This is a genomic window from Bacillus sp. FJAT-42376, assembly GCF_003816055.1.
GTDB lineage: Bacteria > Bacillota > Bacilli > Bacillales > Bacillaceae > Metabacillus_B.
In genome coordinates, this window is record NZ_CP033906.1 from 2,065,988 (window position 1) to 2,088,410 (window position 22,423).

Consider the following 22,423-nt stretch of genomic DNA (forward strand, 5'->3'; position numbering starts at 1 on the left):
TGAAGTGCGTACTTCTATTAAGAAATGGTATGGGTCATAATAACTTCAGAAGGTGAAAGGAATGCCGGGCCCGCATTTCTGCAGCCGCAATTATTCATGTGGATTATATGTAAAGGAGGAGTTCGAATGAGCTCAACTGCAATCAATCAAAAGGAGAAAAAAGGCGGATCACTCGCCCTTCTTGCTTTGGCCATTAGTGCTTTTGGAATTGGAACGACCGAATTTGTACCGGTTGGTTTGCTTTCATCACTCGCCGATGATTTAAATATATCGATTACACTTGCCGGACTTTTAATTTCCGGTTACGCCATGGGAGTTGCAATCGGAGCGCCCGTGTTAACCGCGCTTACTAATAAAATGAGCAGAAAAACGCTGCTTATGCTGCTTATGGTTGTCTTTATTTTAGGTAACTCCGTTGCAGCCATGTCTGGAAGTTTTACCTTGCTTTTAATTGCCCGTTTTATTACAGCCTTCTCTCATGGAGTATTCTTCTCAATCGGGTCTACCATCGCGGCGGACTTGGTGCCTGAGAACAAACGGGCAAGCGCCATCGCCTTTATGTTTACAGGATTAACAGTCGCAACGGTGACCGGTGTTCCACTTGGCACGTTCATCGGCCAGGCTTTCGGCTGGAGAGCAACATTCTGGGCGGTAGCTGCATTGGGAATTATCGCCATCATTGCGAGCGCCATTTTGGTACCAGGCAACTTGAAAAAAGCACCTGCATCCAAAATCAGCGACAACTTTAAAATTCTTGGAAACGGTCCGCTTATGCTTTCCTTCGCCATCACTGCATTGGGATACGGGGGAACATTTGTAGCGTTCACTTATTTAGCTCCTATTCTCGAGGACATCACAGGGTTTGCTTCAGGTGCTGTCAGCATCCTTTTGCTTGTTTATGGAGTAGCGGTTGCCATCGGAAACTCTGTAGGGGGGAAAGTGGCAAACAAAAACCCGCTTAAAGCGTTATTCTGGATGTTTGTTGTCCAAGCCATTGTGTTAGTGGCACTGACTTTTACGGCTCCATTTAAAGTAGCAGGATTAATTACCATCTTCTTAATGGGATTGCTTGCCTTTATGAACGTTCCGGGGCTTCAGGTATACGTGGTGCAGCTTGCTGAACGCCATGTTCCATCTGCTGTAAACGTAGCTTCTGCCCTGAATATAGCAGCATTTAATGTAGGGATTGCCATCGGTGCGTTTGTCGGAGGATTGATTGTGGACTCGATCGGCTTGATTCATACCCCTTGGATTGGCGGTGTGATGGTGTTCGGAGCTGTGCTTCTGACCGCCTGGAGTTCAGCAATTGAGAAAAAACACACCCGTTCTGCTTAAGGAGGAATACTCGGATGACACAGTTCAAGGGACACCGTTCTTATAATCGGATGTATAAGGAGGGAGAGCTGACTCTCGGTCTGCATATCCCTCTTGAAAATTACCGATTTGAAGCACCAACGATGGAAAAACAGGTGGAGCTTTCACAAAAGGCGGAAGAGTACGGCTTTACGAGTCTTTGGTTCAGAGATGTTCTGCTGCAGGATCCCCAGTTTGGAGATCCTGCCACAGGGCAGATTTATGACATGATGATTTACTTGACCTACCTGGCAAGTAAAACAAAGGAAATCGCTCTGGGGACCTCAGCTGCCGTTCTTTCGCTCAGGCATCCATTAAGGGTGGCAAAAGAAGCAGCTACTATAGAGATGCTGTTTCCGGAAAGACTCATTCTTGGGGTTTCCTCAGGGGACCGGCGCGCAGATTTCGAGGCGCTTGGTGTCACGCATGCCACCAGAGGAGAACGGTTTTCCGAAGCCTTTCATTATTTGAATAAGGTACTTTATGAAGATTTTCCGGCCATTACCGGATCCATGGGTTCAATCCATGGCGCAAGTCTAGTGCCGAAACCGGATAGGAAAATTCCGACGATGATCACAGGCTACAGTCAGCAGGATATGGAATGGTTTGCGAAATATGGAGACGGGTGGATGTATTATCCGCGCACCCCGCATCTTCAGGCTGAATCCATCAGGCAATGGCGGAAGCTTTCAGAAGCATTCCATCCCGGTGTATTTAAACCGTTCAGCCAGCCGATGCATCTTGACCTTTTTGAAGATCCAAATGAAATGCCTGTTCCAATCAGGCTTGGATTTAGAGCGGGCCGGAACACTTTGATTGAATTGCTGGAAGTGTATAGAGAAATCGGGGTGAATCACCTGTTTTTCGCATTGTTTGACGGAAAACGTCCGGCTGATGAAGTCATTCAGGAGCTTGGAGAAGAGGTTCTGCCTCATTTTCCTGCCAACCATGCCACTACTCGTTAACCTTTTTACCACCTGTTGATTGGAGTGGAAGGCGTGAGTCTCCTGCTTAGAGCAGCGGGACAGGAGAGATCCGCAGGCGCAAAGCGGCGAGGAGTCTCGCCGCCAGCCCAAGGAAAGAAAAGCGCCTGCTGGCTGCAATCAACAGCCAGGTTAACAGCTTTAAGAAAAGAAACGGAGACTAAGCCAAACCCGGGAGCGTTCCCGGGTTTTTTTATGTCCATTCCTGTTTGCGGGGTTTGTAAAATCACGGTCCGGCAGTCATTCTGCAAATGAAAACCGAAAGCGATTTGGCGAGCCCGCTCAGTTTACAACTGGCTGGTTTTTGCTTAGAGTAGTAAAGAGCAATGTACATAAAGGGGGAAAAAAGAATGTTTTTGCCATCTTTCAGTTTAGAGGGAAAAACCGCTGTTGTAACAGGCGCAGGAAAAGGAATTGGCCGGGCCATTGCGATTGGTTTCGCGGAGGCAGGAGCCGATGTAGCCCTTCTTGCCAGAACAAAAACGGATTTGGATGAAGTGAAAAATGTAATCGAAAAGGAATTTGGGAGAAAAGCGTATGCCATCCAGGCCGATGTAACAAAGCGTGAAGATCTCTCTGCTGCGTTCCATCAAGTGCTGGAACACGCTGGAAAACTTGATATTCTCGTAAATAATGCAGGAATGAATATCCGGACTCCAGCCTTGGATGTCACCGATTCTGAATGGGATACGATTGTTAATACAAATTTAAAATCCGCCTTTATGGCCTCTCAAGAAGCAGGAAAATACATGAAGGACTCTGGAGGAAGAATCATTAATATCGCATCTGTTGCAGGACATACCGCCCTTCGGACAGGGGTTGTCTACGGGTCAACGAAAGCAGCGCTTATTCAAATGACTAAAATTCTTGCCTACGAGTGGGGAAAATACAATATTCATGTGAATGCCCTTGGACCATGGTACTTTGAAACACCTCTGACAGAAAAGCTGCTGCAGGACAAGGACTATGTCGATCAGCTTTTATCGGTCACCCCGCTTAAGCGGATCGGACAGCTTCCGGAGCTTGTAGGACCCGCCGTCTTCCTGGCTTCAGAGGCAGCCAATTATGTAACAGGTCAAACCCTATTTATCGATGGCGGGATGACCATTAACGGATTCTAAAGCTAAAGTTTTAAAGTCTTCTCGGCAGGGAATAACGTCCTATAACATACTGTATCAGGAGGGGCTAGGATGCCAGGAATTTCTGCTAGAGATATTCGTATAACCATTGACGAAAATAATTTTGTCCCGCAGCAGCTTCACCCTTACCAGCTGCAGGCATTGAAGCATGATTATCGCGCCCTAATAGAAGAGAATGGACATGACCCAGTCAAACTCGAAGCGGCCCAGAAAGCTTTTAAACGAGTACTTAACAGTATTGGCTACCGCATTGAAGTACATTATGATCCCCCTGCCTAGGAGTATTAAACTCCCGGAGCAGGGGGTTTTTTTTGTGGTGTCTTATCCTTTAGCCTCATGCTTGCTGAACCTGAAAAAATCTTTATGGAAAATACAGGTTTTTGGAATTTTTGGAAAGGGTATGTGAAATATGTTCAGGCAGATGCATCAGTCTTTTGGTACATAAAATTTTTATTATAGGGAGGGTTTTCAATGTTTTGTACGAAATGCGGAATGAAGCTTAGAGCAGAAGACAAATTTTGCGCAAGATGCGGAAATGCAATCAGCCGGGATATTAAACCGTATGAACCAGCCCGGGTGGAACAGGCAGCGGCTGTCGAGGAGCCGCCGCTGAGGGGGCATGATGAGAAAATAGCAAAGGAATCAGGGGATACAGGCTTTGAATTCGCATCTGTTCCAGCGTCTCCCCCTACTCAGGAAAAAGGTCCATTGAATGTAGACCCTCCATCTGCAAAATCCGCAGCTGAACATGAAGCGGGTGGAAGAGAAAAAACAGGAAGCAGAGACCCTGAATCTCCTGAAATGGCCTATGCAGGACTTTTCACTGAACTCGAAAAGCCAAAACAGGATGAGGTCCGCAGGGAGCATCCAGCCGGACAGCCGGTGAGTCAACCAGAGAAGCGTTCAAAAGAGAGCGAAACTCCTTCCATGAAAAGCGAGGCCCTCTCAAACATGGGGAAGAGGACTCCTTCTCTTGATGATCAAAGGAAACAGGCAAGTGTGCATCCTATTTCATTAACCAAGAGTCCTGAACAGCCGGACCATTCCAATGATCATTCAGTTCAGGCAGCATCGCAGCCAGTAATTCGGCCGGTCCATACCGGAGGCGCGGCGGCTCTGCAGGCGGATCATCAGCCGGAAACTCATTCACCTGCCCCTTCAGAGCATCCATCGCAAAATCCAGCTAATTTTAGCCCTGCCCTTGAGGAGCTGCTCTCCGTTTTTGCAGGTGAAAACAGCGAATACTATTTGGCCAGCTGGAGAAAGCCTTACAGTATGAACTGGGCAGCGTTTTTTCTGACCATATTCTGGATGGGGCACCGCAAAATGATTGCCCCGATGATCATAACTGCCGGTACTTACATTCTTGCCGGTTTGCTTATAGCGGCAACCGGAGCGTATTGGCTGACTATACTAGCGGTCCCTCTATTTTTGACGGCGATAGGATTTTTAGGAAACCGGATTTATCTGAGTCATGCAAAGGAAAAAATATCGAAAGTACAATCCTATCAGGGTTCGGCTGAAGAAAAACGGCAAATGCTTGCGATGAAGGGCGGAACCGGTCCGGTTGGGGTATTCATCACCTTTGGCGTGATGATTGGCTATCTGCTTATTTCCGTTCTTCTTTTTTCTTTCCTGTGAGACATTTGAACGCTGCATTAGGGTGAAAAGACCGGTTCTGGCCGGTCTTTTTTTACTGTGAATCCGTTATATACGGTACAATCAGGAGGGTATATAATGGATATGATTGACATTGGTCGAAAATTTATTAATCTTACACTGCACTAAAGGGGAAGAAAATGAAAAAAGTGAAATGGCCGATTTGGGCAGCTTTGTGCCTGTTTGCTGCCGGTTTTATTTATTTGATTTACTTACACGTGAAAATTCAGCAGTATGCGCAAGCAAAACCGGTATCGAATGCAGATTACCTGATTGTTCTAGGGGCGAAAGTAAATGGAGATGTTCCATCATTGGCATTGAAATACAGAATTGATGCAGCAGCTGACTATATGGCAAATCATCCTAAAACGACCGCCATTGTTTCAGGAGGCAGGGGGCCGGGTGAAAACCGCACGGAAGCAGATGCCATGAAAGAGGGATTAATGAAACACGGAATTGCGGCTTCGAGAATCATCTTGGAAGACCGATCCACGAGTACAGTTGAAAACATAGAAAACTCCAAAGCCCTCATTCCTGAGAATGCCCGCACAGGAGTGATTGTGACGAACGATTTTCACCTGTACAGATCGGTTATGATTGCCTCAGAACACGGACTGAATGTGTCTGGATTAGCGGCAAAGACTCCTCCTATTATTGTCTTTAAGTCCTATACAAGGGAATACCTGGCCCTTACTAATTTCTTTATTCAAAGCAAACGTTGAAGAGGAGAGCTTGACTTAGAAAAAAGACAAAAAGACCTCCGGCAGCGTAACGGGTTCGGTTTTAGGGTACAAAAACTACACATCAAAAAGAGTGCCAAATCGTATTGATTTTGTAACTCTTTTTTTCTTGATTTGCACGCGTTTTTTGCCGATAAATCTTCATAATTTGCAATGCAAAATGCAGCCTGAAATATAGAGGACAGAACTTTCTGTTCTTCAAATGGAAGAAAGGTAATAGTGAGAATTAAGAGAATTTAGAATTTTAGCAGATGAAATGGATAAAAAATTGGAGGAAGTAACGGTTATGTCCCTTCGTAAATATATATATTTCGAGTACGCAATCGGATTTATTGTCTGTCTTTTATTTTACATACAGCTGGATTATTCCATCCTACTATTTATTTTACTGCTTTTCGTCCCTGATCTAACCATGTTAGGTTATCTTATTAATACTAAGATAGGATCTATTTTTTATAATCTTGGGCATAGTTTAATTATTCCATTCATTCTAGTTACAATAGCGTATTTAACAGGTGCATCCAGCTTAATGATGATTGTCATTATATGGATTTCTCATATTTATATGGACCGAGCTTTAGGCTACGGACTAAAGTATAACGATTCTTTTAAAAACACACATCTGCAGAAAATTGTTTGATTGCATGACAATCAGGGTTTTCAATCATGAAAAAAATTAAGAGATCCTTCCGCACTCGGGGGGGGGCTTTAATTGAATCCCCATAAAAAAATGGTCAGAGGCCTATCAGCCACTGACCATTTTTAATGCGGATTTTTTCTGCTGCATAGAACGATACCATTTTGTTTATGAAAAGTTTGTACTTCAAAACAGATCCCGTTAAAGGCAGCGGTGATTTTTTTTGTGAAAATCGGTTCGTTCTGACCAACGGACCGGGCTGGTTGGAACTAAAATGAAGCTTCTCTCCACAGCCTCTTTCGGCTTCTATTTGACGTCCACGACAATATGGCCGAGCTGCCTGGAACCGACAGAGGCGGTTAATTTCCAGACCCCTTTTGAGGGCAGCAGAAGATTCGACGGCAGGGACGCATCTGCGCCGTTTAATGGAGAAAAACTGAGTTTTCCAACGCTCCATACTTGGCTTTGCTGCGGAGTTCCCCCATTCATAACCAATACTCTTTCCTCTTTTCCTGATGTTTTATGAACAGCCTTTATTTTTAAGACATCATTTGTCAGCATGCTTTCTTTTCCCCAAAAATGCCACATCCACTTGTTGACCTTCCCTGCTTCAAATTCTGGTCCGAGAAGACCGATCTTGTTTTGTTCGCCGGTCATTGTCTGGCCGGATGATGTTTGAAATTGCGATGAGAGCCTCCAGCTTTTTTCATTAGACTCAGAAACTGGGCTTTCCGGTGTACAGCCTGAAATAAGGAATAAAAATAAAATAACAGCCCCGATTTTTCGCTTTTTCATGTTCCTCCTCCTTTTTATCCACCTTATTAAAATGGACGTTTTTTCCAGAATAATGTTACAGCATACAAAGGTTAAATCACCCCCGATGGCACAAATTCATCTTTTATGTTTCATTATGTAGGAAAATGGTTAAAGATTAATGTTAATATTTTCAATTAAATCACCATCATCAACAGTTGATAAAGGAGGTCATTTGCTTGTTTTGTAGGGAATGCGGAAACCAATTGGAGGGCATGGAAGATTTTTGCCCAATGTGCGGGACAAAAGTCATAAAAGATACGGAAGAGGCAGGACAGCATTTTCAGGGTGAGATGACCGATCACGGCCTTCATCCCCATGAAGTCGATCCTGTTCATCCGGCAGAAAATCCAGACGTGCGGGACAGCATTGAAAGTGAAAGTAACGGGAAGCACGGTCCGGCAAAAAGGGAAGATGAATGGCAGAACGCGAAGGATAAACAAAGTGGAGACCCTCATCCTCAAGAAAGTGTAATAAACCCGGATGAGCAGGGAATTCAAGAGTCTTCCTATATCGGAAAGTCCGGAAATGAGACGGATCTTTCAGCCGAGTCCGGAGGACACAGCGCTTATCCTGAGGAGCCGCCATATGATCCGTATTCGAAAACAGGTTCAGACCGCGGGCCGGAAGCCGGCTTCCATACAGAATCGGCTGCGGGTGCAGAAATACATAGAGAGCCGCTGCAGGATGCGCCTTCTAAAAAAAGTCCATTATCAAAAAAAGAGCTGCTTTTAGCATTTGGCATACCCGCCGCAAGCCTCCTGCTTTTCTCCGGGACTGCTTTTGCTATTCATACAAATGAAAAGAATGCAAACCAAAAAGCAGAATCCCTCCATTATGAAGGCGAAGAGTATGCATTAGACGGAAACTATGATCAGGCATTGAAAAAATTATCAGAAGCCTCAAAACTGAGACCGGAAAATTCAGTGATTCAACGCGTAAAAAGAGAAGTTGAATCCGCCAGAAAAGTAGAAAAGACGCTTGCTTCGGTTGACCAAAAAATTAAAGGCAAGGATTTCGGGGAAGCGAAAGATGCATTAAATAATGTACGCAATGATATTCAGACGAGAAAAAGCCCCATTTTTGATCCGCTTGAATCACGTACATCCGATCAGGAAACAGATTTAGTCATTGAAATGGTGAAAACCGAATCAGCCGAAATGGATTCTGTGGAGGAAATTGGCGAGCAGCTGAAAAAAATCTACACGTTAAAAACCGCAAAAGCTGAGGAAGTAAAAGGACAGCTCATAAAAAAAATCGTCACGATCTCCCAGAAGACTTCAGATGAATATATGAAAAAGAACAACTTTGACGAGGCCATCAGCGCCCTAAGATCAGGTCTCCGCTATACAAATTACGAAAATGTGGAGCTTACGAGCCGTCTGAGCGAACTGGAGGATGCGAAAGCCTCCTATTCAGGCTCTCTTCCTGTATTTTTAGAGAAACACTGGGCTGTCATCAACTCGAAAACGATGCGTTCAAAAAAACCGCCCCTGCAGCTGGGGAAAGTGATTTTTGAAGAAGATCAGTTCAACTATGTTGTTACGGGAAAAGTGAAGAGTCTGACTAAATCAACGTTGAACAATCCAACATTTTATTTAAAGATTTATGATAAAAATGGGAAGTTTTTGTATAACGAGGACGTTCCATCCAAAGAAATGGCTATTAAAAGCGGACAGGAAGCAGAATTTTTCTTTTTCCTTGATAAGGAATATGGAAAAGATATAAAAGTTGTCATTGATCAGGTGGCGTATAGAAAATAGAAGAGCGGGTGAACGAGTTGAAGAAGTGGATTGCAAGCGGGAGTATTACACTAGTCATTTGGGCTGCGGGAATAGCAGGCATTTTCTTTATTCTTAATTCCATACCGAAGGAACTGAAGCTTTCTTCCCAAATAATAGAGGTTGATTCTGCTAAGGCTGCGGAAACTGACAGCGCAGAAGCGGTAAAAAAGATAATCGATGATTCACAGAAACATGTAGTGACAATTCAGCTTGATGATGGTTCACTCGGTTCAGGATTTTTATACAACGATAAAGGGGACGTTGTGACAAATGCCCATGTCGTAGCAGATGCAAAGGATGTTATGGTTTTAACAAAGGACTCGCGGGAGATGAGCGGTGTCGTGATCGGGGTGAACGAAACACGGGATATCGCTCTTGTCCGGGTAAAAGATCTGGAAGGGGATGAGCCTCTTCCTGTAGACCGAAAGCAAAAAGCTTCAATCGGAGATGAAGTTCTTGCCCTCGGCAGCCCGCTTGGTCTTCAAAACACGGTAACAGATGGCATCATCAGCGGAGTGGACCGGGAAGTAGACATTGAACAGACCTATTATAAGGATGCGTATCAAATATCTGCCCCGATTGCTCCCGGAAATAGCGGAGGGCCGCTGCTCAACAAAAAGACGGGAAAAGTCATCGGCATCAATTCAGCAGCAACGGATCAAGGAACCATTGGGTTTAGCATTCCAATCCTTGCTGTACTGGATGAAATTGATTCATGGGCGAGCCAGGCTGAATAAGAAGGAACAGCTTAAAATAAGGTCCTCATTCGAGAAAAGAATAAAACAGAAGGCCTCTGGTAAACCGGGGGTCTTCTTTATGAAAATTGTTCTTTCTATAGACATGGTTTAGGCTGATGGAAGCAAAAAGGAGATTGATTTCTACAGGACAGGTGAGACCGAGCAGGCGCTTAAGCTTTTAGGAGCCCCGCTGAGCCAGTCAACCTGGAGCGGAAATCAGCCAGCATGAACGAAGTGGAAAAAGGACGTGCCGATTTTAATGCTGTACATTTCCTTTTTCCGAAAAGCTGAAGTGCTGAGCCATGATAGAGAAAATGGCATCCCCCTGTAAATTCCCCATCATTTCATCATTCTGTCACATGGGAGAGAGGCTCTTCATTGTAGCGATTCAAGGATAAGGGTATAATGGCAACTATAATATGTGCAGAAGGAGTTTTATCATGGGATCTGGGAATTGGCTGTTTACGTCTTTAGTGGCAGGATTGATTCTTGTTCTAGCTGGAATATTTGTCATGATTGGCGTTGTCATCGTGAAATCAGTCAAAAATGCCAAAATGGAGCCGCATGACAATGCGGAGAATGATAAACACAATAAACGGCCCTAAAGGGGCTGTCTGAAAAGAAAGCAATGAAATGGAAAACCCCCGGTCAGCCCGGGGGTTTTCTTTGTTAAAATAATTCAATATACAGGAGTGGGTTAGGCTGATGGGAGCGGAAGGTGCTTGACTGAGGCAGTGACCAGGTAAGGACCTCAGTTGCGCAAGAAAAGCCGATGAGGAGGAAATCAGCTTAAACAAACGAAATGTAAGAGGGGGAAGAGCGTTAACCTACGTCCTTACTGAACAGCCTCGTTTTCTTTTGTGTTTTAACCATACAAGTCACGGGAAAAAAAGAGAGAAACTGCTATAGCTCGCCCATAAGCTGCAGCATTTCAGGGTAGCAGGGTAACTGTTAATTTTTTGTGTGTGTATTAAAAGGCGGCAATTCGTCATGACAAGTTGCGCAGTCCCATAAAATAATAGAAAATAGATACAGGTTATCAGACTAACTAGCCGCGAGGAGAATAGTGTGGAAATATTATTATATGTTCAGGAAGGTTCATTAAATAAATTTTGGAAGATCAGCGTCACAGGAAGAGTATACATTGTTACGTTCGGTAAAGCAGGCACGACTGGAACGGTCCGATCCAAACAGTTCGAGAGTGCGGCCGTCTGTCTCAAGGAAGCAGAGAAACTCATTCAATCAAAGCTGAAAAAAGGATACCGGCCGGGAACATCAAAGATGCAGATTATGAAAAAAAGTGAAATGACTGAAGAAGCATTCTGGTCCATCTTCGAACAGGCTAAAAGGTACAGCAGCGAGCAGGAGGAGCAGCTCGAGTGGATGGTTGAACATTTAGCCGGACAAACCATTCAGGATATCGTCAAGTTTGATGAACTTTTTTCTTTATATTTTATCCGTTCTTACACATCCAATTTATGGGCTGCAGCGTATGTGATCATGGGAGGATGCTCGGATGACTGTTTCGATTATTTTAGAGCATGGCTGCTCTTTCAAGGGAAGAAGACATATGAAGCTGCTATCCAGAATCCTGAAACGATGATTCCTCCATTAATGGAACTGGAAGCAAAAAATGCCATTCCGCAATTCGAAGACTTAACGTATATTGGTGCCCTTGCCTACGAAGAAAAAACCGGTTTGAACGATTCCAGCTACTACGAATTCTATGATCAAATGGTCATAGAATCTTACGTGGAGGCCGATATCGAGCTGGACTGGGACGAAGAGGATGAAGAAGGCTTCAAAAACCGCTTCCCTAAACTATGGGAACGGTTCGGAGAAAATCCGCTGGAGTGTTAAACAGAGAAGGGACTGTCTGAAAAGTCTCAATTACAAAAAACAGGGAGGCGCAATTTCAGCGTTTCCCTGTTTTCGTTTGCAGCCATGAAAGCGGGAGCAGATCAATGAGTCATTCCATGCAGTCGCTTTCACCTAGCCTGCAGGCTGGAAATGAAATCCAGACAAAGCAGATCAAGCGGGAGTGCGTTTGAACGGCACATCTAAAATTGTTCTTTTGTATAGAGGTTGATATAGTGAATAAAGGAAAAGTTAGAAATTGGAAGATTAAGCTAACAGGAAAAGGGGAGAAATGATCATGCTGTTAAACAAAGAATTACCTCATCCCCAGTTTGCCTTGTTTCTTAGAGCGCTCGATTCTTCTCAGACTGGAATTATTATTACGGATCCGGCTAAAAAAGAAAATCCAATCGTATACATGTCGCGGGGGTTTACCGAGGTAACAGGGTACACCGAGGAAGAAGTACTCGGAAAGAATTGCCGGTTTTTGCAGGGGGAGAGGACCGATCAGAAGGAAGTTGATAAAATAAGAGCTGCCGTCCGGGATAAGAAATCCGTCTCCGTCACATTGCTTAATTATCGAAAAGATGGAACCCCATTTTATAATCAGCTGAATATTGACCCCTTTTATGTTGAAGAAGAAAACCGCTACTATTTCATCGGAGTTCAAAAGGACGTTACGATGGAGAAGCATTATCAGTCTTTAATGGAACAGGCGAAAATGGAAGCAGATAAAAGGTCTACTCCTATCATTTCCATTGAAAATCAAGTATCGGTTCTTCCGCTTATCGGTTCTTTTCCAAGTGAGAGACTGACAATCTTAATGAGAAATATAATGGAACATAAAGAAAAAACAAGAGACCGGTTTTTAATTATTGATATATCAGGCCTTTCTGTACTCGATCAGGCGCTCGCCAATTATATGGTGAACTTAAATGGATGGCTGAAACTGCTTGGGACGGAACTCATGCTGACGGGCATTTATCCGAGAATGTCCGTTGGGGCTCTGGAGGATTATGAGGAACTGAACGCCATTAAAGTGTTTCCTTCAGTGAAGCATGCATTAGATCATTTAAAAAAAGAAGAAGGGAATCATGGAGATTTTTCGAACCGGTGGCCGGTGTAAAGCATGTATTCGCTCGCAAAACAGGCTGTCCGGTTTGTCTGATTAAAAAGCTTCCCGCCATTTTGACTTTCGCTTGTTTTGGCTGATTCAAGGTTCAGTCAGCCTGCATCAAGATGCTTGCTTCAAAAAAACCCCCTGGATGCTCATATACAAGCGTTCAGGGGGTTTTGGCTTCCATTATTTATTCACTTCAGGACTCTGCAGACCGCTTCTTTTCCTATGCAGATTCGGCCGCATCGTTTTAAGCGGACTGTTCTTTGTTCAGATTCGCTTGTGATGCTTTCGGCTGAGTAAAAAAGCTAACCCCCATCATTAAAACAACGTTGAAAAATAATGCGATGATGCCGATATTCAAGTCCTTTACCGCCTGTGGAAAGGAAGGAAACAAATCGGCAGCTGTTGTTCCCGCGATAGTCGTATATGCCACGACTAAAACTCCGGCAGCAATACCGGCAAATGCCCCTTCCTTGGTTACAAACCGTTTAGGGAAAAGACTGAAAAGCAGGGCTGGAAACAGCTGAGTGACAAGGCTATATCCCATCAATAAGAGAGTAACAATGGTATTTCCTCCGTTAAATGTGAAGAAAGCTGCTATTAAGGCAATAACCGGAACCAGGTATTTTGCCAGTTTTGCCACTTGCTGATCAGAAGCAGAAGGAACGGCGGCCTTGTATACATTTTTGGCGAACAGCGTAGCAGCTGCCATAAGCATCATGGAACCGGGAACGAGCGCCGTCAGCAATCCTGCGGCTCCGATTAAGCCGATCATCCACGGATCGAATGCTTGAACGGAAAGCCTGAATAACGAGAGATCGGCATCTGCCCCTTTCAGACCGGGTACTTTTAGAATAGCTGCAAATCCAACAAAAAGGACGAATATCAATACAACAGAGTAGAGAGGCATAAAAATCGCGTTCTTTTTAAAGACTTTGGCATTCTGGGCTGTATAGGACGAGGCAAATGTATGCGGCCACATGTAATAGCCAAATACAGTCAGCACAATGGTCGAAATAAACCAGCTGATACTCATCCCGGAATCTGGAAGGGTCAGAAATCCGGGCTTGGCTGCTTCAATGGAAGCGAACATCGGCTGAAATCCCCCGTAGTAATGGATGGGAAGATATATGCCGAGAAATACGACAATCCCTAAGATAAGAATATCTTTTACGACAGCTGTCCAGGCGGAGCCGTGAATACCGGAGAGCATGACGTAGGCGGTCACTGTTATCAAACCGATCCATACAGATACTGCCGGTGAAATGGCGCCGTATGAAGCTTCTGAAACAATGATGCCAAGTCCTTTCAGCTGAAGCACAAGGTATGGAATTAACGCAACAATCCCGACTAGGGAAACAAAAATCCCCAATGCCGGACTTTTGTACTTGCTGACAAAAAAATCGGACTGAGACATCAGGTTTTTCCTCTTTGCGTAAGTCCAGACCGGGGGGAGGAGCCAATAGGACAGGACATAGGCAAGCGTCCCGTAAACAAGAATGTACAAGGCTGGACCGCCCTTCCCGTAGGCCCATCCGCTTCCTCCCAAAAAGGTAAAGGTTGTATAGATCTCACCTGCCATCAGCAAAAAGACAAACAGGGTTCCAAAGCCTCGTCCTCCAACAGTCCATTGCTCCAAATCCATATCTTTCCCGCGTTTTGCGCGGATTCCTAAAAATAAAGAAAAGAATAGAAACGCACCTAAGATCAGCAGCGATACAATCATTCCATCTCCTCCTTATTAGCGGGATCAAGACGATAAATGACAGCCATAATGACAGAAGTCAATCCGACCCAGAGAATGATCCAGAAAAATAGAAAAGGCATGCCGGCCACGTAAGGCTCTACCCGATTGGCAAAGGACAGGCCTCCAAAAAATCCGATGACCGGAAGGAGGGCAAGCAGATAGATGGCTTTCATTGCTCCACATCCTTTCCGGAAAGCATGCTGACCGCAGCCTCGACGAACATATTAACTCCGATTTCGAGGGAGTCTTCGTCAATTGTAAATTTGGCGTGGTGGTGAGGATAGGTGATTCCCTTTCCTTTATTTCCGGCACCGGTAAAGAAAAAGCAGCCCGGTGCTTTTTGCTGATAGGCAGAAAAATCTTCTCCTACCATACTCGGCTTCATGATTTCCACCGCATCTTTTCCATATAGCCGCTCCGCTGTATTATGCAGCTGTTTTGTTGTCTTTTCCTCATTAATGACCGGCCGGTATCCATTAGTGTACTCGAACTCATATTCAGCCCGATGAGCTTCTGTGATCCCCTTTACAATCCGTTCAATATGTCCGGGAGTTTCTCTTCTGATTGATTCATTAAAACTTCTTACGGTTCCTCCAAATTCAACGGAACCTGGAATGACGTTATCCGCTGAGCCTCCGGAAATTTGTGTGACCGATAAAACAAGCTGTTCGGAGGCGTCGGTTACCCTGGAAACAATTTGCTGAAGACTGGAAATAATCTGGGCTGCAATGGCAATGCTGTCTACCGTCTCGTGGGGAAGACCCGCATGTCCGCCTTTCCCGATTACCCGGACTTTAAATGTATCAGGGGCTGCCATCATCGGTCCGTATACAATCCCGATTTTACCTGTTTCAAGAGGTGACCATAGATGGGTTCCAATGACAAAATCAACCCCATCCATAACACCCGCTTCAATGAGTTCTTCCGCTCCGCCGGGAGGATGTTCTTCTGCATGCTGAAAGATGAACCGAACCTCGCCAGCGAGTTGATCTCTTTTTTCATAGAGTAATTTTGCCGCTCCTAAAAGCATGGCCGTATGTCCGTCATGGCCGCATGCATGCATAACCCCTGGTGTTTTGGAGGCGAATTCGAATTTGTTTTCTTCATCAATAGGGAGTGCATCCATATCCGCTCTGATTGCGAGCACTTTTCCTGGTGCATTCCCTGAAAGCTTCGCCAAAACCGATGTAGGGGTAGGTCTCGATAATTCAAACGTTCCGATCTTTTGGAGCTCTTCAAAAACAAATTGCGATGTTGCCGTTTCCTGAAAAGAAAGCTCAGGATGCATGTGAAGATGCCGTCTCCAATGGATTATTTTTTCGCGGTCTTCTGTCTGTACGTTCATAAACATCCTCCATTCTTTTAGGTATACGTGCCATTATAGTAAAATTCAGTCGATTTAGAAAGTAATAATAATTGAAAATTTTAAAGAGCGGGGAACGGATCAGGAGATGATGGTACAATTGAATATAATGGAAAATGAGGAGGGTAGCCTTTGAAATGGAGAATCGGGCTTCCAAAAGCAGATGAGAAAATTCACGAAAAACTTGCTGCCGGCGGCTGGCAGCCGCTGAAGGAGCCGTTATCAATTGGAGGGGTCCTGCTTTGTTCCGTCCCTTTTCTAATCATTTCAACTCTGCTTTCTTTTTTGATCATTCAGCTGTTTGCCCCCTTATCGCTGGAAGAAATCGGCGTAAAAGAAGGCGGGCTGTCCGTCTCCATTTCCTTCTCCTTCATAGGCGGCCTAGTGCTATTGATGACTGTGCATCAACTCCTGCATCTCTTGATGGTTCCGCACTTCTGGAGATCATCTCTAACGTGGGCGGGGCTGCATGCTTTAGGAGCTTTTGTTTATTCAGAGGAGAAAATCCCGAAAAGGAGATTATATTTTCTGCTCATATCTCCTTATTTCCTCCTGTCTGTCATTCTCCCGGTAATGGCTGGATGCTTTGGAAAGCTAAATACAGACCTGAAACTGCTGATTTTAATCAATGCAGCGGGATCATGTACCGATTTGCTCATGCTGTTTTTGGTGCTGTTCGTCCCTTCAGGCACCATCATTCGCTCATCCGGACACCGAAGCTTTTGGAAATTCGAACAGCATCCGTAGAGGAACATATTTCAAATGGGTTGGCTCACTGCTGGATATGCGTTAAAATAGTAGGAGATTTTTTACTTGTATTCCGGCAAGGAGGAGAACCAGTGGCAGCGTCAGCTAATATAAATCTAGATAATTTCAAGGATACCGTCCTTCAGCAGGCTTTCAGCGTCCAGAATAAAGGCAGCAGGCAGGAACTGAATGACTGGAGGAAGAAGTTAATTGAAATCTATGCGAATTCTCTAACCCTTTCTGCGGAAAAATCGGCAGAAGAAGTGAAGGTATGGGGAAAAGATTTTGCTAACAAGCTGGTCGAATTAGGTCTTCCCCTCGATGCAGCGATTGCTGAAATGAGAGCAGCGAAACAGAATATCGGAGAAATTCTGAAAGAAGAGGCCAACAATCAGAATCTATCTGTAAATCAATTTTTTTCGATTTATTCCATTTTCGATAAAGTTGTGGACGAAGCAGGAGAGCTTGTCTCAATTTGCTATATGAAAGCCCATGATGAAAAAATCTCTTCCGCACAGCATGCTGTGGATGAGCTTTCCATCCCTGTCGTAAAAATCGAAGAAGGCATTGGCATTCTCCCGGTAATTGGGGATATTGATACAAGAAGGGCTCAGCTTCTTATGGTTACAGCTCTTGAGAAAAGCGCAGAATTTAAACTGGAATATTTAATTCTCGATCTTTCCGGAGTCCCGGTTATTGATACGATGGTGGCCCAGCAAATCTTTCAAGTACTTGAGGCCCTTAGAATATCTGGTGTCAACAGCAAAATCAGCGGCATCCGGCCGGAGCTTGCCATCACAATGACTCAGCTCGGAGTAAATTTTGAGGTAAAATCATTTTCCAGTCTTCACCAGGCCATTGCCAGCATAAAAGAATAACTCAGGTAAAGAGAAAGACTCCCGGTTCCGGGAGTCTTTTTTTAGTTCTTTCCCCTTATTACGGGCGGGCGGACTCTGACCTTAAGGCTATTAAGGGATGAATATTCCTGTCATTTCAGCCCTTATTGCCTTTTGAAAATCAGTGATATAGTTCTATAGAAATTTAGGCGCATAAAACCGATATTTAAAATACATCAATTAAATGATTTCGGGGGAAATAAGATGCTTGCGCAGCATACAGAAACTTTGGCTTATAATTACAATGATATGCTTACGATATGGGTGAAAGTGACGAAGAAGAATAAATCGTTCGCAGCTGTAGCACAGCATCCGATCAGAAGGAATCAATATGCACGGGCCTCTCATTCAAACAAAGAAAAAGCGATTGATGAGGCGGTCAGAAAAATCGTCACAAAAAACTTTGTATAACCATGGACCGTTAAGAGAAAGACTACAGGCTCTCCTTTTTCGCTGCAGCCTTCAATATCCGATCAGCCACTTCTTTTTTAAATCAGATAAAAATCGAAGTGTTTCCCGATTCCTCTGGCAGAGATGTTTCGTTTTAGGCGAATCAGGGATGTGGGGCGCTTTAATCGATGAGGAAACTGTTCGTTTTTCCATAGGTTCACCGCTTTTTCATTTACTATATGCACGCTGCATAAAAAAAGACGCAGGGACATAGTCCGAGCATCTTTATTATGAAGAAAACCGTGTTTTTTTATACTCAGAGAGCAGTTTGCTGTTGGCTTCAAGCAGGCGTTTCGTCTGAGGTGACATGGTAACGGAAGGGGTTTTGACGCTTGATTTTTTAACGCGTTTTATGCTGTTGTCCCCGAAGTCGTGCTCAATGGTTTTAGAACTCATTTTGAACCACCGCCTTTTAGGTTCTTTTAATAAATTATATCATACATATGAATTAAGGAAAGAAAAAGGAGACAATCCGCTTCGTTGATTTCATCAGCAGAAGCCTTGATTTTCAGAACGAAGGTCACACTCTGTATTTCAATCGGAATTAAAGCGGATTTTTCTTCAGGACGATAGACGATTTCATTGCGTTCAAGGGCTGAGCGAATACTGCCTTTTCTCTCGATGACTCCGAGAAGCTGTTCCTTTTCTTCGTCTGTATCAAAAGAGTGGAAAGAGGATGACAGATCATTTTTTTTTGCAAAGGAATCAATTAGCTCATTCAGCCCCAGCATATATTCAGTAAGTCCGCCCTGATACAAGTTAATGGATACGTTCTGCAAAAGACTGGCAAATGTTTTTAACCGGTGATTGTTCTCCTGTACAAGTCTTGCATTTTCTTCTAATACTTCGGTGTGCCTCTCCAATTCATTTACCCCAAGCTTCTTAATGTACATTCCGAGAAAAAGGAAGGCATCGACAAGAATGAAAACAGTAAAAACAATGAGATAGTTTTTCCATTCGGTAAAAAGGGAATCCGGATGAATTGTCCAAAAAATAACGGCCCCCAGGAGATAAAGAAGGTACCAGGTTTTTCTGATTGATTCAGAGGCTTTTTTGACCTTTTCTTCCCAAATCCAATGGGAAACCCCATAAAAGACAAGCATAAAAATCACTAGCCAGACAAGGCATTGGTAGAACAGGATCATGGATTATACCATAAAAAGGAACGGTTTATTCTATATGTATTCACGTTCATCCCCCCGCTTTCTCCTTATTCCTTTCGACAAAAGGCGAACAATTCCTATTTAAACAGAAAAGATTTTGTTTCCATCCCGCTACTCCGTTTCCGGTAAAGCGGAATTTTCCGTATTTACGGAAAAATATCCATGGTTTTTCCGCAAATGCGGAAAAGAAAAGGGATGAGTTCCTGCTGTGTTTTTCCCAGCAGGTCTTTAGATGCTGATATAGTCCTCTTTGTGAATATTTTCTGAAGGATTCGTCTCTTTCTTTATGTTGGCACGCTTCTTGCTATATATTAAGCAACTGGTTGTAAGCGTTTTCTTTATAACCGGAAATATAGAATGCACGAGGGGGATTTAAGTGGAAATCATTATTATTTTATTGTCCTTGAGCTTGCTGATGTTCGTCGCTTACAGAGGGTTTTCGGTCATTCTGTTTGCTCCAATCTGTGCGCTTTTTGCTGTGCTGCTCACAGACCCAAGCTTTGTTCTTCCGTTTTTCTCAAATATCTTTATGGAGAAAATGGTCGGATTTATTAAGCTTTACTTCCCTGTTTTCCTGCTGGGTGCCATTTTCGGTAAAGTGGTGGAAATGTCAGGGCTTGCTGAATCCATTGCAAAGACCATTGTAAAGCTTGTAGGTGCAAAGAGAGCCATTCTGGCGATCGTGCTCATGGGGGCCATCTTGACATACAGCGGCGTAAGTTTATTCGTTGTTGTATTTGCGGTCTATCCGTTTGCTAAAAATTTGTTTATTGAAGCAGATATACCGAAGCGTCTAATTCCTGGAACCATTGCGCTGGGAGCCTTTACCTTTACGATGGACGCCCTGCCGGGAACCCCGCAGATTCAAAACGTGATTCCCACTACTTTCTTTAAAACAGATATTTATGCCGCTCCTGTTCTTGGGATTATTGGCGCTGTTTTTGTTTTGGCACTTGGAATGTTCTATTTGGAGTCCCGGCGGAAAAAAGCGGAAAGAGCAGGCGAAGGCTATGCAGGATTTAAATCGGAGATTGCTGCATCATCGGAAGGAAACGATCTCCAGCTGGAGAAGGAAGCGGTCACGCTGTCAGCGAATCCGGATCCTTCGGCAGCAAGACAGGTTCTTGCCTTCGTTCCGCTTATTCTTGTCGGTGTGATGAATAAATTTTTTACTGTCTCTTTTCCGCAATGGTATCCGAATGGTTTTGATTTCTCGGCCATCGGGCTTGAAGCGTTTGGGAAAATCGAATTATCCGCCGTTGTTGCGATCTGGTCGGTGGAACTTGCTTTGCTGATCGGGATTATAGCGACGTTTGCTTTTAACTGGAAAGCTGTAACGTCCAATATTCAGGAAGGGCTGAATGCCGGGATAGGCGGAGCCTTGCTCGCAGCGATGAATACAGGGGCAGAGTACGGATTCGGAGGAGTCATTTCAGCCCTTCCGGGGTTTAAGACAGTCAGCTCGGGGATTTCCCAGACGTTCACCGACCCTCTCGTAAATGGAGCTGTTACAACAACGACTCTCGCCGGGATTACAGGATCCGCATCAGGAGGGATGGGGATTGCTTTAAGTGCGATGTCCGAAACCTATTTACAGGCCATCGAAAAGTACAATATTCCGCCGGAAGTCATGCACAGAGTCATTTCAATGGCTTCAGGGGGGATGGATACACTTCCTCACAACGGAGCGGTTATCACCCTTCTTGCCGTTACGGGGCTGACTCACCGCCAGTCTTACCGTGATATTTTCGCCATTACCATCATTAAAACACTCGCTGTTTTTGTCATTATCGGTCTGTACAGCTTAACGGGCCTCGTTTAATTCTTGGCACCCGGGAAAGGAGAAAATCATGGGAAAAGGAAAAATCCTGGATTCGTTTGAAGATGCGGTTAAACCAATTAAGGACGGAGATACATTGATTGTCGGGGGATTCGGATTGTGCGGAATTCCTGAAAAAAGCATATTGGCTCTTCAGGAACAAGGAACAAGAGACTTGACGGTTGTCAGCAACAACTGCGGAGTGGATGACTGGGGTCTTGGCTTGCTGCTTGCCAGCAATCAGATAAAGAAGATGATGTCCTCCTATGTAGGGGAGAACAAGATATTTGAACGTCAATATTTAAGCGGAGAGCTTGAAGTAGAGCTGATTCCCCAAGGTACGCTTGCAGAACGAATGAGGGCAGGCGGAGCCGGGATTCCCGGCTTTTACACAGCAACCGGAGTGGGAACGAAAGTAGCCGAAGGAAAAGAACATAAGGAATTTGACGGGAAAACGTATATCCTCGAGCGGGGTATCACAGGGGATTTTGCCCTTGTAAAAGCATGGAAGGCAGATACTCTCGGAAACCTTGTGTTCAGAAAAACATCGCGGAATTTCAATCCCGTTGCGGCGATGGCCGGAAAAATAACCATTGCCGAGGTGGAAGAAATTGTAGAAGCGGGCGAGCTTGATCCGGATGAAATCCATACGCCGGGAATATACGTCCAGCATATACTCCAGGGCAGGAATTATGAGAAACGCATTGAGCGCCGAACCGTACTTCAGGCAAGGTAAAGGAGGCAGAATGAAATAATGGAAAATCGCCAGAAAATGGTCAAAAGAGCTGTGAAAGAAATTAAAGACGGCATGAACGTAAACCTTGGAATTGGGATGCCGACCCTTGTAGCCAACGAAATACCGGCTGATTACAATGTTTTGCTCCAGTCGGAAAACGGACTGCTCGGAATAGGGCCATATCCGGTTGAAGGAGCAGAGGACCCTGATTTGATCAATGCCGGAAAGGAAACGGTGACGAGTGTACCAGGGGCGAGCTATTTTGACAGTGCTGAATCCTTCGCAATGATCCGCGGCGGACACATTGATTTGGCGATCCTTGGAGGAATGGAAGTCTCAGAAGAAGGGGACCTCGCCAATTGGATGATTCCCGGTAAGATGGTGAAGGGAATGGGCGGTGCCATGGACCTCGTAAATGGCGCAAAAAGGATTGTCGTGATTATGGAGCATGTTAATAAGCATGGTGAATCCAAAGTGAAATCTTCCTGTACCCTGCCTTTGACAGGAAAGCAGGTCGTTCACCGTCTGATTACGGAGCTTGCCGTCTTTGATTTTCATGAAGGTCATATGGAACTGGTGGAGCTTCAGGAAGGTGCAACAATCGAGGAGGTAAAAGAACGAACAGAAGCGTCATTCACAATCAGCCAGAAATGCCTGGCTGCCCGTTAAGGAAAGGAGCC

Annotated in this window: 24 protein-coding genes; 18 read left to right on the forward strand and 6 right to left on the reverse strand. The window is 44.6% G+C overall.

Annotated features, from left to right (window positions below; translation table 11 throughout):
- The first annotated feature begins 126 nt into the window (after positions 1-126).
- The 7 genes from CEF21_RS10400 to CEF21_RS10430 all read left to right on the forward strand — a co-directional run bounded on the left by CEF21_RS10400 (position 127) and on the right by CEF21_RS10430 (position 6,514).
- Complete coding sequence (locus tag CEF21_RS10400) at positions 127-1,335, forward strand: MFS transporter (protein ID WP_123916079.1); 1,209 nt, start codon at positions 127-129, stop codon at positions 1,333-1,335.
- A 14-nt stretch (positions 1,336-1,349) separates the two neighbouring features.
- Positions 1,350-2,318 (forward strand): LLM class oxidoreductase, encoded by a 969-nt coding sequence (locus tag CEF21_RS10405; RefSeq protein WP_123916081.1) that lies wholly within the window; start codon positions 1,350-1,352, stop codon positions 2,316-2,318.
- Positions 2,319-2,686: 368 nt separating this feature from the next.
- Positions 2,687-3,457 (forward strand): SDR family NAD(P)-dependent oxidoreductase, encoded by a 771-nt coding sequence (locus tag CEF21_RS10410; protein WP_123916083.1) that lies wholly within the window; start codon positions 2,687-2,689, stop codon positions 3,455-3,457.
- A 69-nt stretch (positions 3,458-3,526) separates the two neighbouring features.
- On the forward strand, positions 3,527-3,754 hold the full coding sequence (locus CEF21_RS10415; protein WP_123916085.1) for a hypothetical protein: 228 nt from the start codon (positions 3,527-3,529) through the stop codon (positions 3,752-3,754).
- Positions 3,755-3,946: 192 nt separating this feature from the next.
- Complete coding sequence (locus CEF21_RS10420; protein ID WP_123920145.1) at positions 3,947-5,116, forward strand: zinc-ribbon domain-containing protein; 1,170 nt, start codon at positions 3,947-3,949, stop codon at positions 5,114-5,116.
- 158 nt (positions 5,117-5,274) lie between these two features.
- Positions 5,275-5,856 carry a YdcF family protein gene (locus tag CEF21_RS10425; RefSeq protein WP_123916087.1) on the forward strand — a complete coding sequence of 194 codons (582 nt, stop codon included), beginning with the start codon at positions 5,275-5,277 and terminating at the stop codon, positions 5,854-5,856.
- A gap of 304 nt (positions 5,857-6,160) precedes the next feature.
- On the forward strand, positions 6,161-6,514 hold the full coding sequence (locus tag CEF21_RS10430) for a DUF4260 domain-containing protein (RefSeq protein ID WP_123920147.1): 354 nt from the start codon (positions 6,161-6,163) through the stop codon (positions 6,512-6,514).
- Between the two features lie 303 nt (positions 6,515-6,817).
- On the opposite strand, the gene CEF21_RS10435 is transcribed toward CEF21_RS10430, so the two are convergent.
- The gene (locus CEF21_RS10435; RefSeq protein WP_123916089.1) at positions 6,818-7,306 is read right to left on the reverse strand and encodes a DUF4871 domain-containing protein; all 489 of its coding nucleotides are present in this window, start codon (positions 7,304-7,306) and stop codon (positions 6,818-6,820) included.
- A gap of 197 nt (positions 7,307-7,503) precedes the next feature.
- On the opposite strand from CEF21_RS10435, the gene CEF21_RS10440 reads away from it, so the two are divergent.
- The 5 genes from CEF21_RS10440 (at position 7,504) to ytvA (ending at position 12,828) form a co-directional block, all read left to right on the forward strand.
- On the forward strand, positions 7,504-9,087 hold the full coding sequence (locus tag CEF21_RS10440; protein ID WP_123916091.1) for a hypothetical protein: 1,584 nt from the start codon (positions 7,504-7,506) through the stop codon (positions 9,085-9,087).
- A 17-nt stretch (positions 9,088-9,104) separates the two neighbouring features.
- Complete coding sequence (locus CEF21_RS10445; protein WP_241156814.1) at positions 9,105-9,845, forward strand: S1C family serine protease; 741 nt, start codon at positions 9,105-9,107, stop codon at positions 9,843-9,845.
- A gap of 440 nt (positions 9,846-10,285) precedes the next feature.
- A complete protein-coding gene (locus tag CEF21_RS21270; protein ID WP_164462154.1) occupies positions 10,286-10,450 on the forward strand; it encodes a hypothetical protein in 165 nt (54 codons plus the stop codon).
- 463 nt (positions 10,451-10,913) lie between these two features.
- Positions 10,914-11,705 carry a DUF4240 domain-containing protein gene (locus CEF21_RS10450; RefSeq protein WP_123916093.1) on the forward strand — a complete coding sequence of 264 codons (792 nt, stop codon included), beginning with the start codon at positions 10,914-10,916 and terminating at the stop codon, positions 11,703-11,705.
- 295 nt (positions 11,706-12,000) lie between these two features.
- The gene (ytvA, locus tag CEF21_RS10455; protein WP_164462155.1) at positions 12,001-12,828 is read left to right on the forward strand and encodes a YtvA family blue-light photoreceptor; all 828 of its coding nucleotides are present in this window, start codon (positions 12,001-12,003) and stop codon (positions 12,826-12,828) included.
- A gap of 241 nt (positions 12,829-13,069) precedes the next feature.
- Here ytvA and CEF21_RS10460 read toward each other — a convergent pair whose 3' ends face one another.
- From CEF21_RS10460 to CEF21_RS10470, 3 genes are read right to left on the reverse strand one after another with little or no spacing between them, the layout of a single operon-like run.
- Complete coding sequence (locus CEF21_RS10460; RefSeq protein WP_123916097.1) at positions 13,070-14,548, reverse strand: sodium:solute symporter family protein; 1,479 nt, start codon at positions 14,546-14,548, stop codon at positions 13,070-13,072.
- On the reverse strand, positions 14,545-14,742 hold the full coding sequence (locus tag CEF21_RS10465) for a DUF3311 domain-containing protein (RefSeq protein ID WP_123916099.1): 198 nt from the start codon (positions 14,740-14,742) through the stop codon (positions 14,545-14,547). The genes CEF21_RS10460 and CEF21_RS10465 overlap by 4 nt, the downstream gene beginning before the upstream one ends.
- Entirely contained in the window at positions 14,739-15,914 is a 1,176-nt protein-coding gene (locus tag CEF21_RS10470) for a M20 family metallopeptidase (RefSeq protein ID WP_241156815.1), read from the reverse strand. Before CEF21_RS10470 ends, CEF21_RS10465 begins: the two co-directional genes overlap by 4 nt.
- A gap of 150 nt (positions 15,915-16,064) precedes the next feature.
- On the opposite strand from CEF21_RS10470, the gene CEF21_RS10475 reads away from it, so the two are divergent.
- The 3 genes from CEF21_RS10475 to CEF21_RS10485 all read left to right on the forward strand — a co-directional run bounded on the left by CEF21_RS10475 (position 16,065) and on the right by CEF21_RS10485 (position 17,986).
- Positions 16,065-16,679: a DUF3267 domain-containing protein gene (locus tag CEF21_RS10475; protein WP_123916103.1), complete on the forward strand. Its 615-nt coding sequence runs from the start codon at positions 16,065-16,067 to the stop codon at positions 16,677-16,679.
- A gap of 92 nt (positions 16,680-16,771) precedes the next feature.
- Positions 16,772-17,557, forward strand: a complete 786-nt coding sequence (locus tag CEF21_RS10480) for an STAS domain-containing protein (protein ID WP_164462156.1) — start codon at positions 16,772-16,774, stop codon at positions 17,555-17,557.
- Positions 17,558-17,779: 222 nt separating this feature from the next.
- Positions 17,780-17,986 (forward strand): hypothetical protein, encoded by a 207-nt coding sequence (locus CEF21_RS10485; protein WP_123916107.1) that lies wholly within the window; start codon positions 17,780-17,782, stop codon positions 17,984-17,986.
- Positions 17,987-18,253: 267 nt separating this feature from the next.
- Here the strand turns inward: CEF21_RS10485 and CEF21_RS21275 are convergent, their stop codons facing one another.
- Both CEF21_RS21275 and CEF21_RS10490 read right to left on the reverse strand, forming a co-directional pair.
- Complete coding sequence (locus CEF21_RS21275; protein WP_164462157.1) at positions 18,254-18,421, reverse strand: hypothetical protein; 168 nt, start codon at positions 18,419-18,421, stop codon at positions 18,254-18,256.
- A 26-nt stretch (positions 18,422-18,447) separates the two neighbouring features.
- A complete protein-coding gene (locus tag CEF21_RS10490) occupies positions 18,448-19,170 on the reverse strand; it encodes a type II toxin-antitoxin system SpoIISA family toxin (protein WP_123916109.1) in 723 nt (240 codons plus the stop codon).
- A gap of 394 nt (positions 19,171-19,564) precedes the next feature.
- Here CEF21_RS10490 and CEF21_RS10495 point away from each other — a divergent pair, with 394 nt between their 5' ends.
- Genes CEF21_RS10495 through CEF21_RS10505 form a run of 3 tightly spaced genes read left to right on the forward strand, consistent with a single transcriptional unit; the run spans position 19,565 to position 22,412 of the window.
- Entirely contained in the window at positions 19,565-21,010 is a 1,446-nt protein-coding gene (locus CEF21_RS10495; protein ID WP_123916111.1) for a GntP family permease, read from the forward strand.
- A gap of 28 nt (positions 21,011-21,038) precedes the next feature.
- Positions 21,039-21,743, forward strand: coding sequence for a CoA transferase subunit A (locus tag CEF21_RS10500; RefSeq protein WP_123916113.1), 705 nt, complete (start codon positions 21,039-21,041; stop codon positions 21,741-21,743).
- A gap of 18 nt (positions 21,744-21,761) precedes the next feature.
- The gene (locus CEF21_RS10505) at positions 21,762-22,412 is read left to right on the forward strand and encodes a 3-oxoacid CoA-transferase subunit B (RefSeq protein WP_481747650.1); all 651 of its coding nucleotides are present in this window, start codon (positions 21,762-21,764) and stop codon (positions 22,410-22,412) included.
- The last annotated feature ends 11 nt before the right edge of the window (positions 22,413-22,423 follow it).

What these genes read in the sequence shown, in the direction of transcription:
- CEF21_RS10400 (WP_123916079.1), top strand. Translation starts at nt 127, where the DNA reads ATGAGCTCAACTGCAATCAATCAAAAGGAGAAAAAAGGCGGATCACTC.
- CEF21_RS10405 (WP_123916081.1), top strand. Translation starts at nt 1,350, where the DNA reads ATGACACAGTTCAAGGGACACCGTTCTTATAATCGGATGTATAAGGAG.
- CEF21_RS10410 (WP_123916083.1), top strand. Translation starts at nt 2,687, where the DNA reads ATGTTTTTGCCATCTTTCAGTTTAGAGGGAAAAACCGCTGTTGTAACA.
- CEF21_RS10415 (WP_123916085.1), top strand. Translation starts at nt 3,527, where the DNA reads ATGCCAGGAATTTCTGCTAGAGATATTCGTATAACCATTGACGAAAAT.
- CEF21_RS10420 (WP_123920145.1), top strand. Translation starts at nt 3,947, where the DNA reads ATGTTTTGTACGAAATGCGGAATGAAGCTTAGAGCAGAAGACAAATTT.
- CEF21_RS10425 (WP_123916087.1), top strand. Translation starts at nt 5,275, where the DNA reads ATGAAAAAAGTGAAATGGCCGATTTGGGCAGCTTTGTGCCTGTTTGCT.
- CEF21_RS10430 (WP_123920147.1), top strand. Translation starts at nt 6,161, where the DNA reads ATGTCCCTTCGTAAATATATATATTTCGAGTACGCAATCGGATTTATT.
- CEF21_RS10435 (WP_123916089.1), bottom strand. Translation starts at nt 7,306, where the DNA reads ATGAAAAAGCGAAAAATCGGGGCTGTTATTTTATTTTTATTCCTTATT.
- CEF21_RS21270 (WP_164462154.1), top strand. Translation starts at nt 10,286, where the DNA reads ATGGGATCTGGGAATTGGCTGTTTACGTCTTTAGTGGCAGGATTGATT.
- ytvA (WP_164462155.1), top strand. Translation starts at nt 12,001, where the DNA reads ATGCTGTTAAACAAAGAATTACCTCATCCCCAGTTTGCCTTGTTTCTT.
- CEF21_RS10460 (WP_123916097.1), bottom strand. Translation starts at nt 14,548, where the DNA reads ATGATTGTATCGCTGCTGATCTTAGGTGCGTTTCTATTCTTTTCTTTA.
- CEF21_RS10465 (WP_123916099.1), bottom strand. Translation starts at nt 14,742, where the DNA reads ATGAAAGCCATCTATCTGCTTGCCCTCCTTCCGGTCATCGGATTTTTT.
- CEF21_RS10470 (WP_241156815.1), bottom strand. Translation starts at nt 15,914, where the DNA reads ATGAACGTACAGACAGAAGACCGCGAAAAAATAATCCATTGGAGACGG.
- CEF21_RS10485 (WP_123916107.1), top strand. Translation starts at nt 17,780, where the DNA reads ATGCTTGCGCAGCATACAGAAACTTTGGCTTATAATTACAATGATATG.
- CEF21_RS21275 (WP_164462157.1), bottom strand. Translation starts at nt 18,421, where the DNA reads ATGAGTTCTAAAACCATTGAGCACGACTTCGGGGACAACAGCATAAAA.
- CEF21_RS10490 (WP_123916109.1), bottom strand. Translation starts at nt 19,170, where the DNA reads ATGATCCTGTTCTACCAATGCCTTGTCTGGCTAGTGATTTTTATGCTT.
- CEF21_RS10500 (WP_123916113.1), top strand. Translation starts at nt 21,039, where the DNA reads ATGGGAAAAGGAAAAATCCTGGATTCGTTTGAAGATGCGGTTAAACCA.
- CEF21_RS10505 (WP_481747650.1), top strand. Translation starts at nt 21,762, where the DNA reads ATGGAAAATCGCCAGAAAATGGTCAAAAGAGCTGTGAAAGAAATTAAA.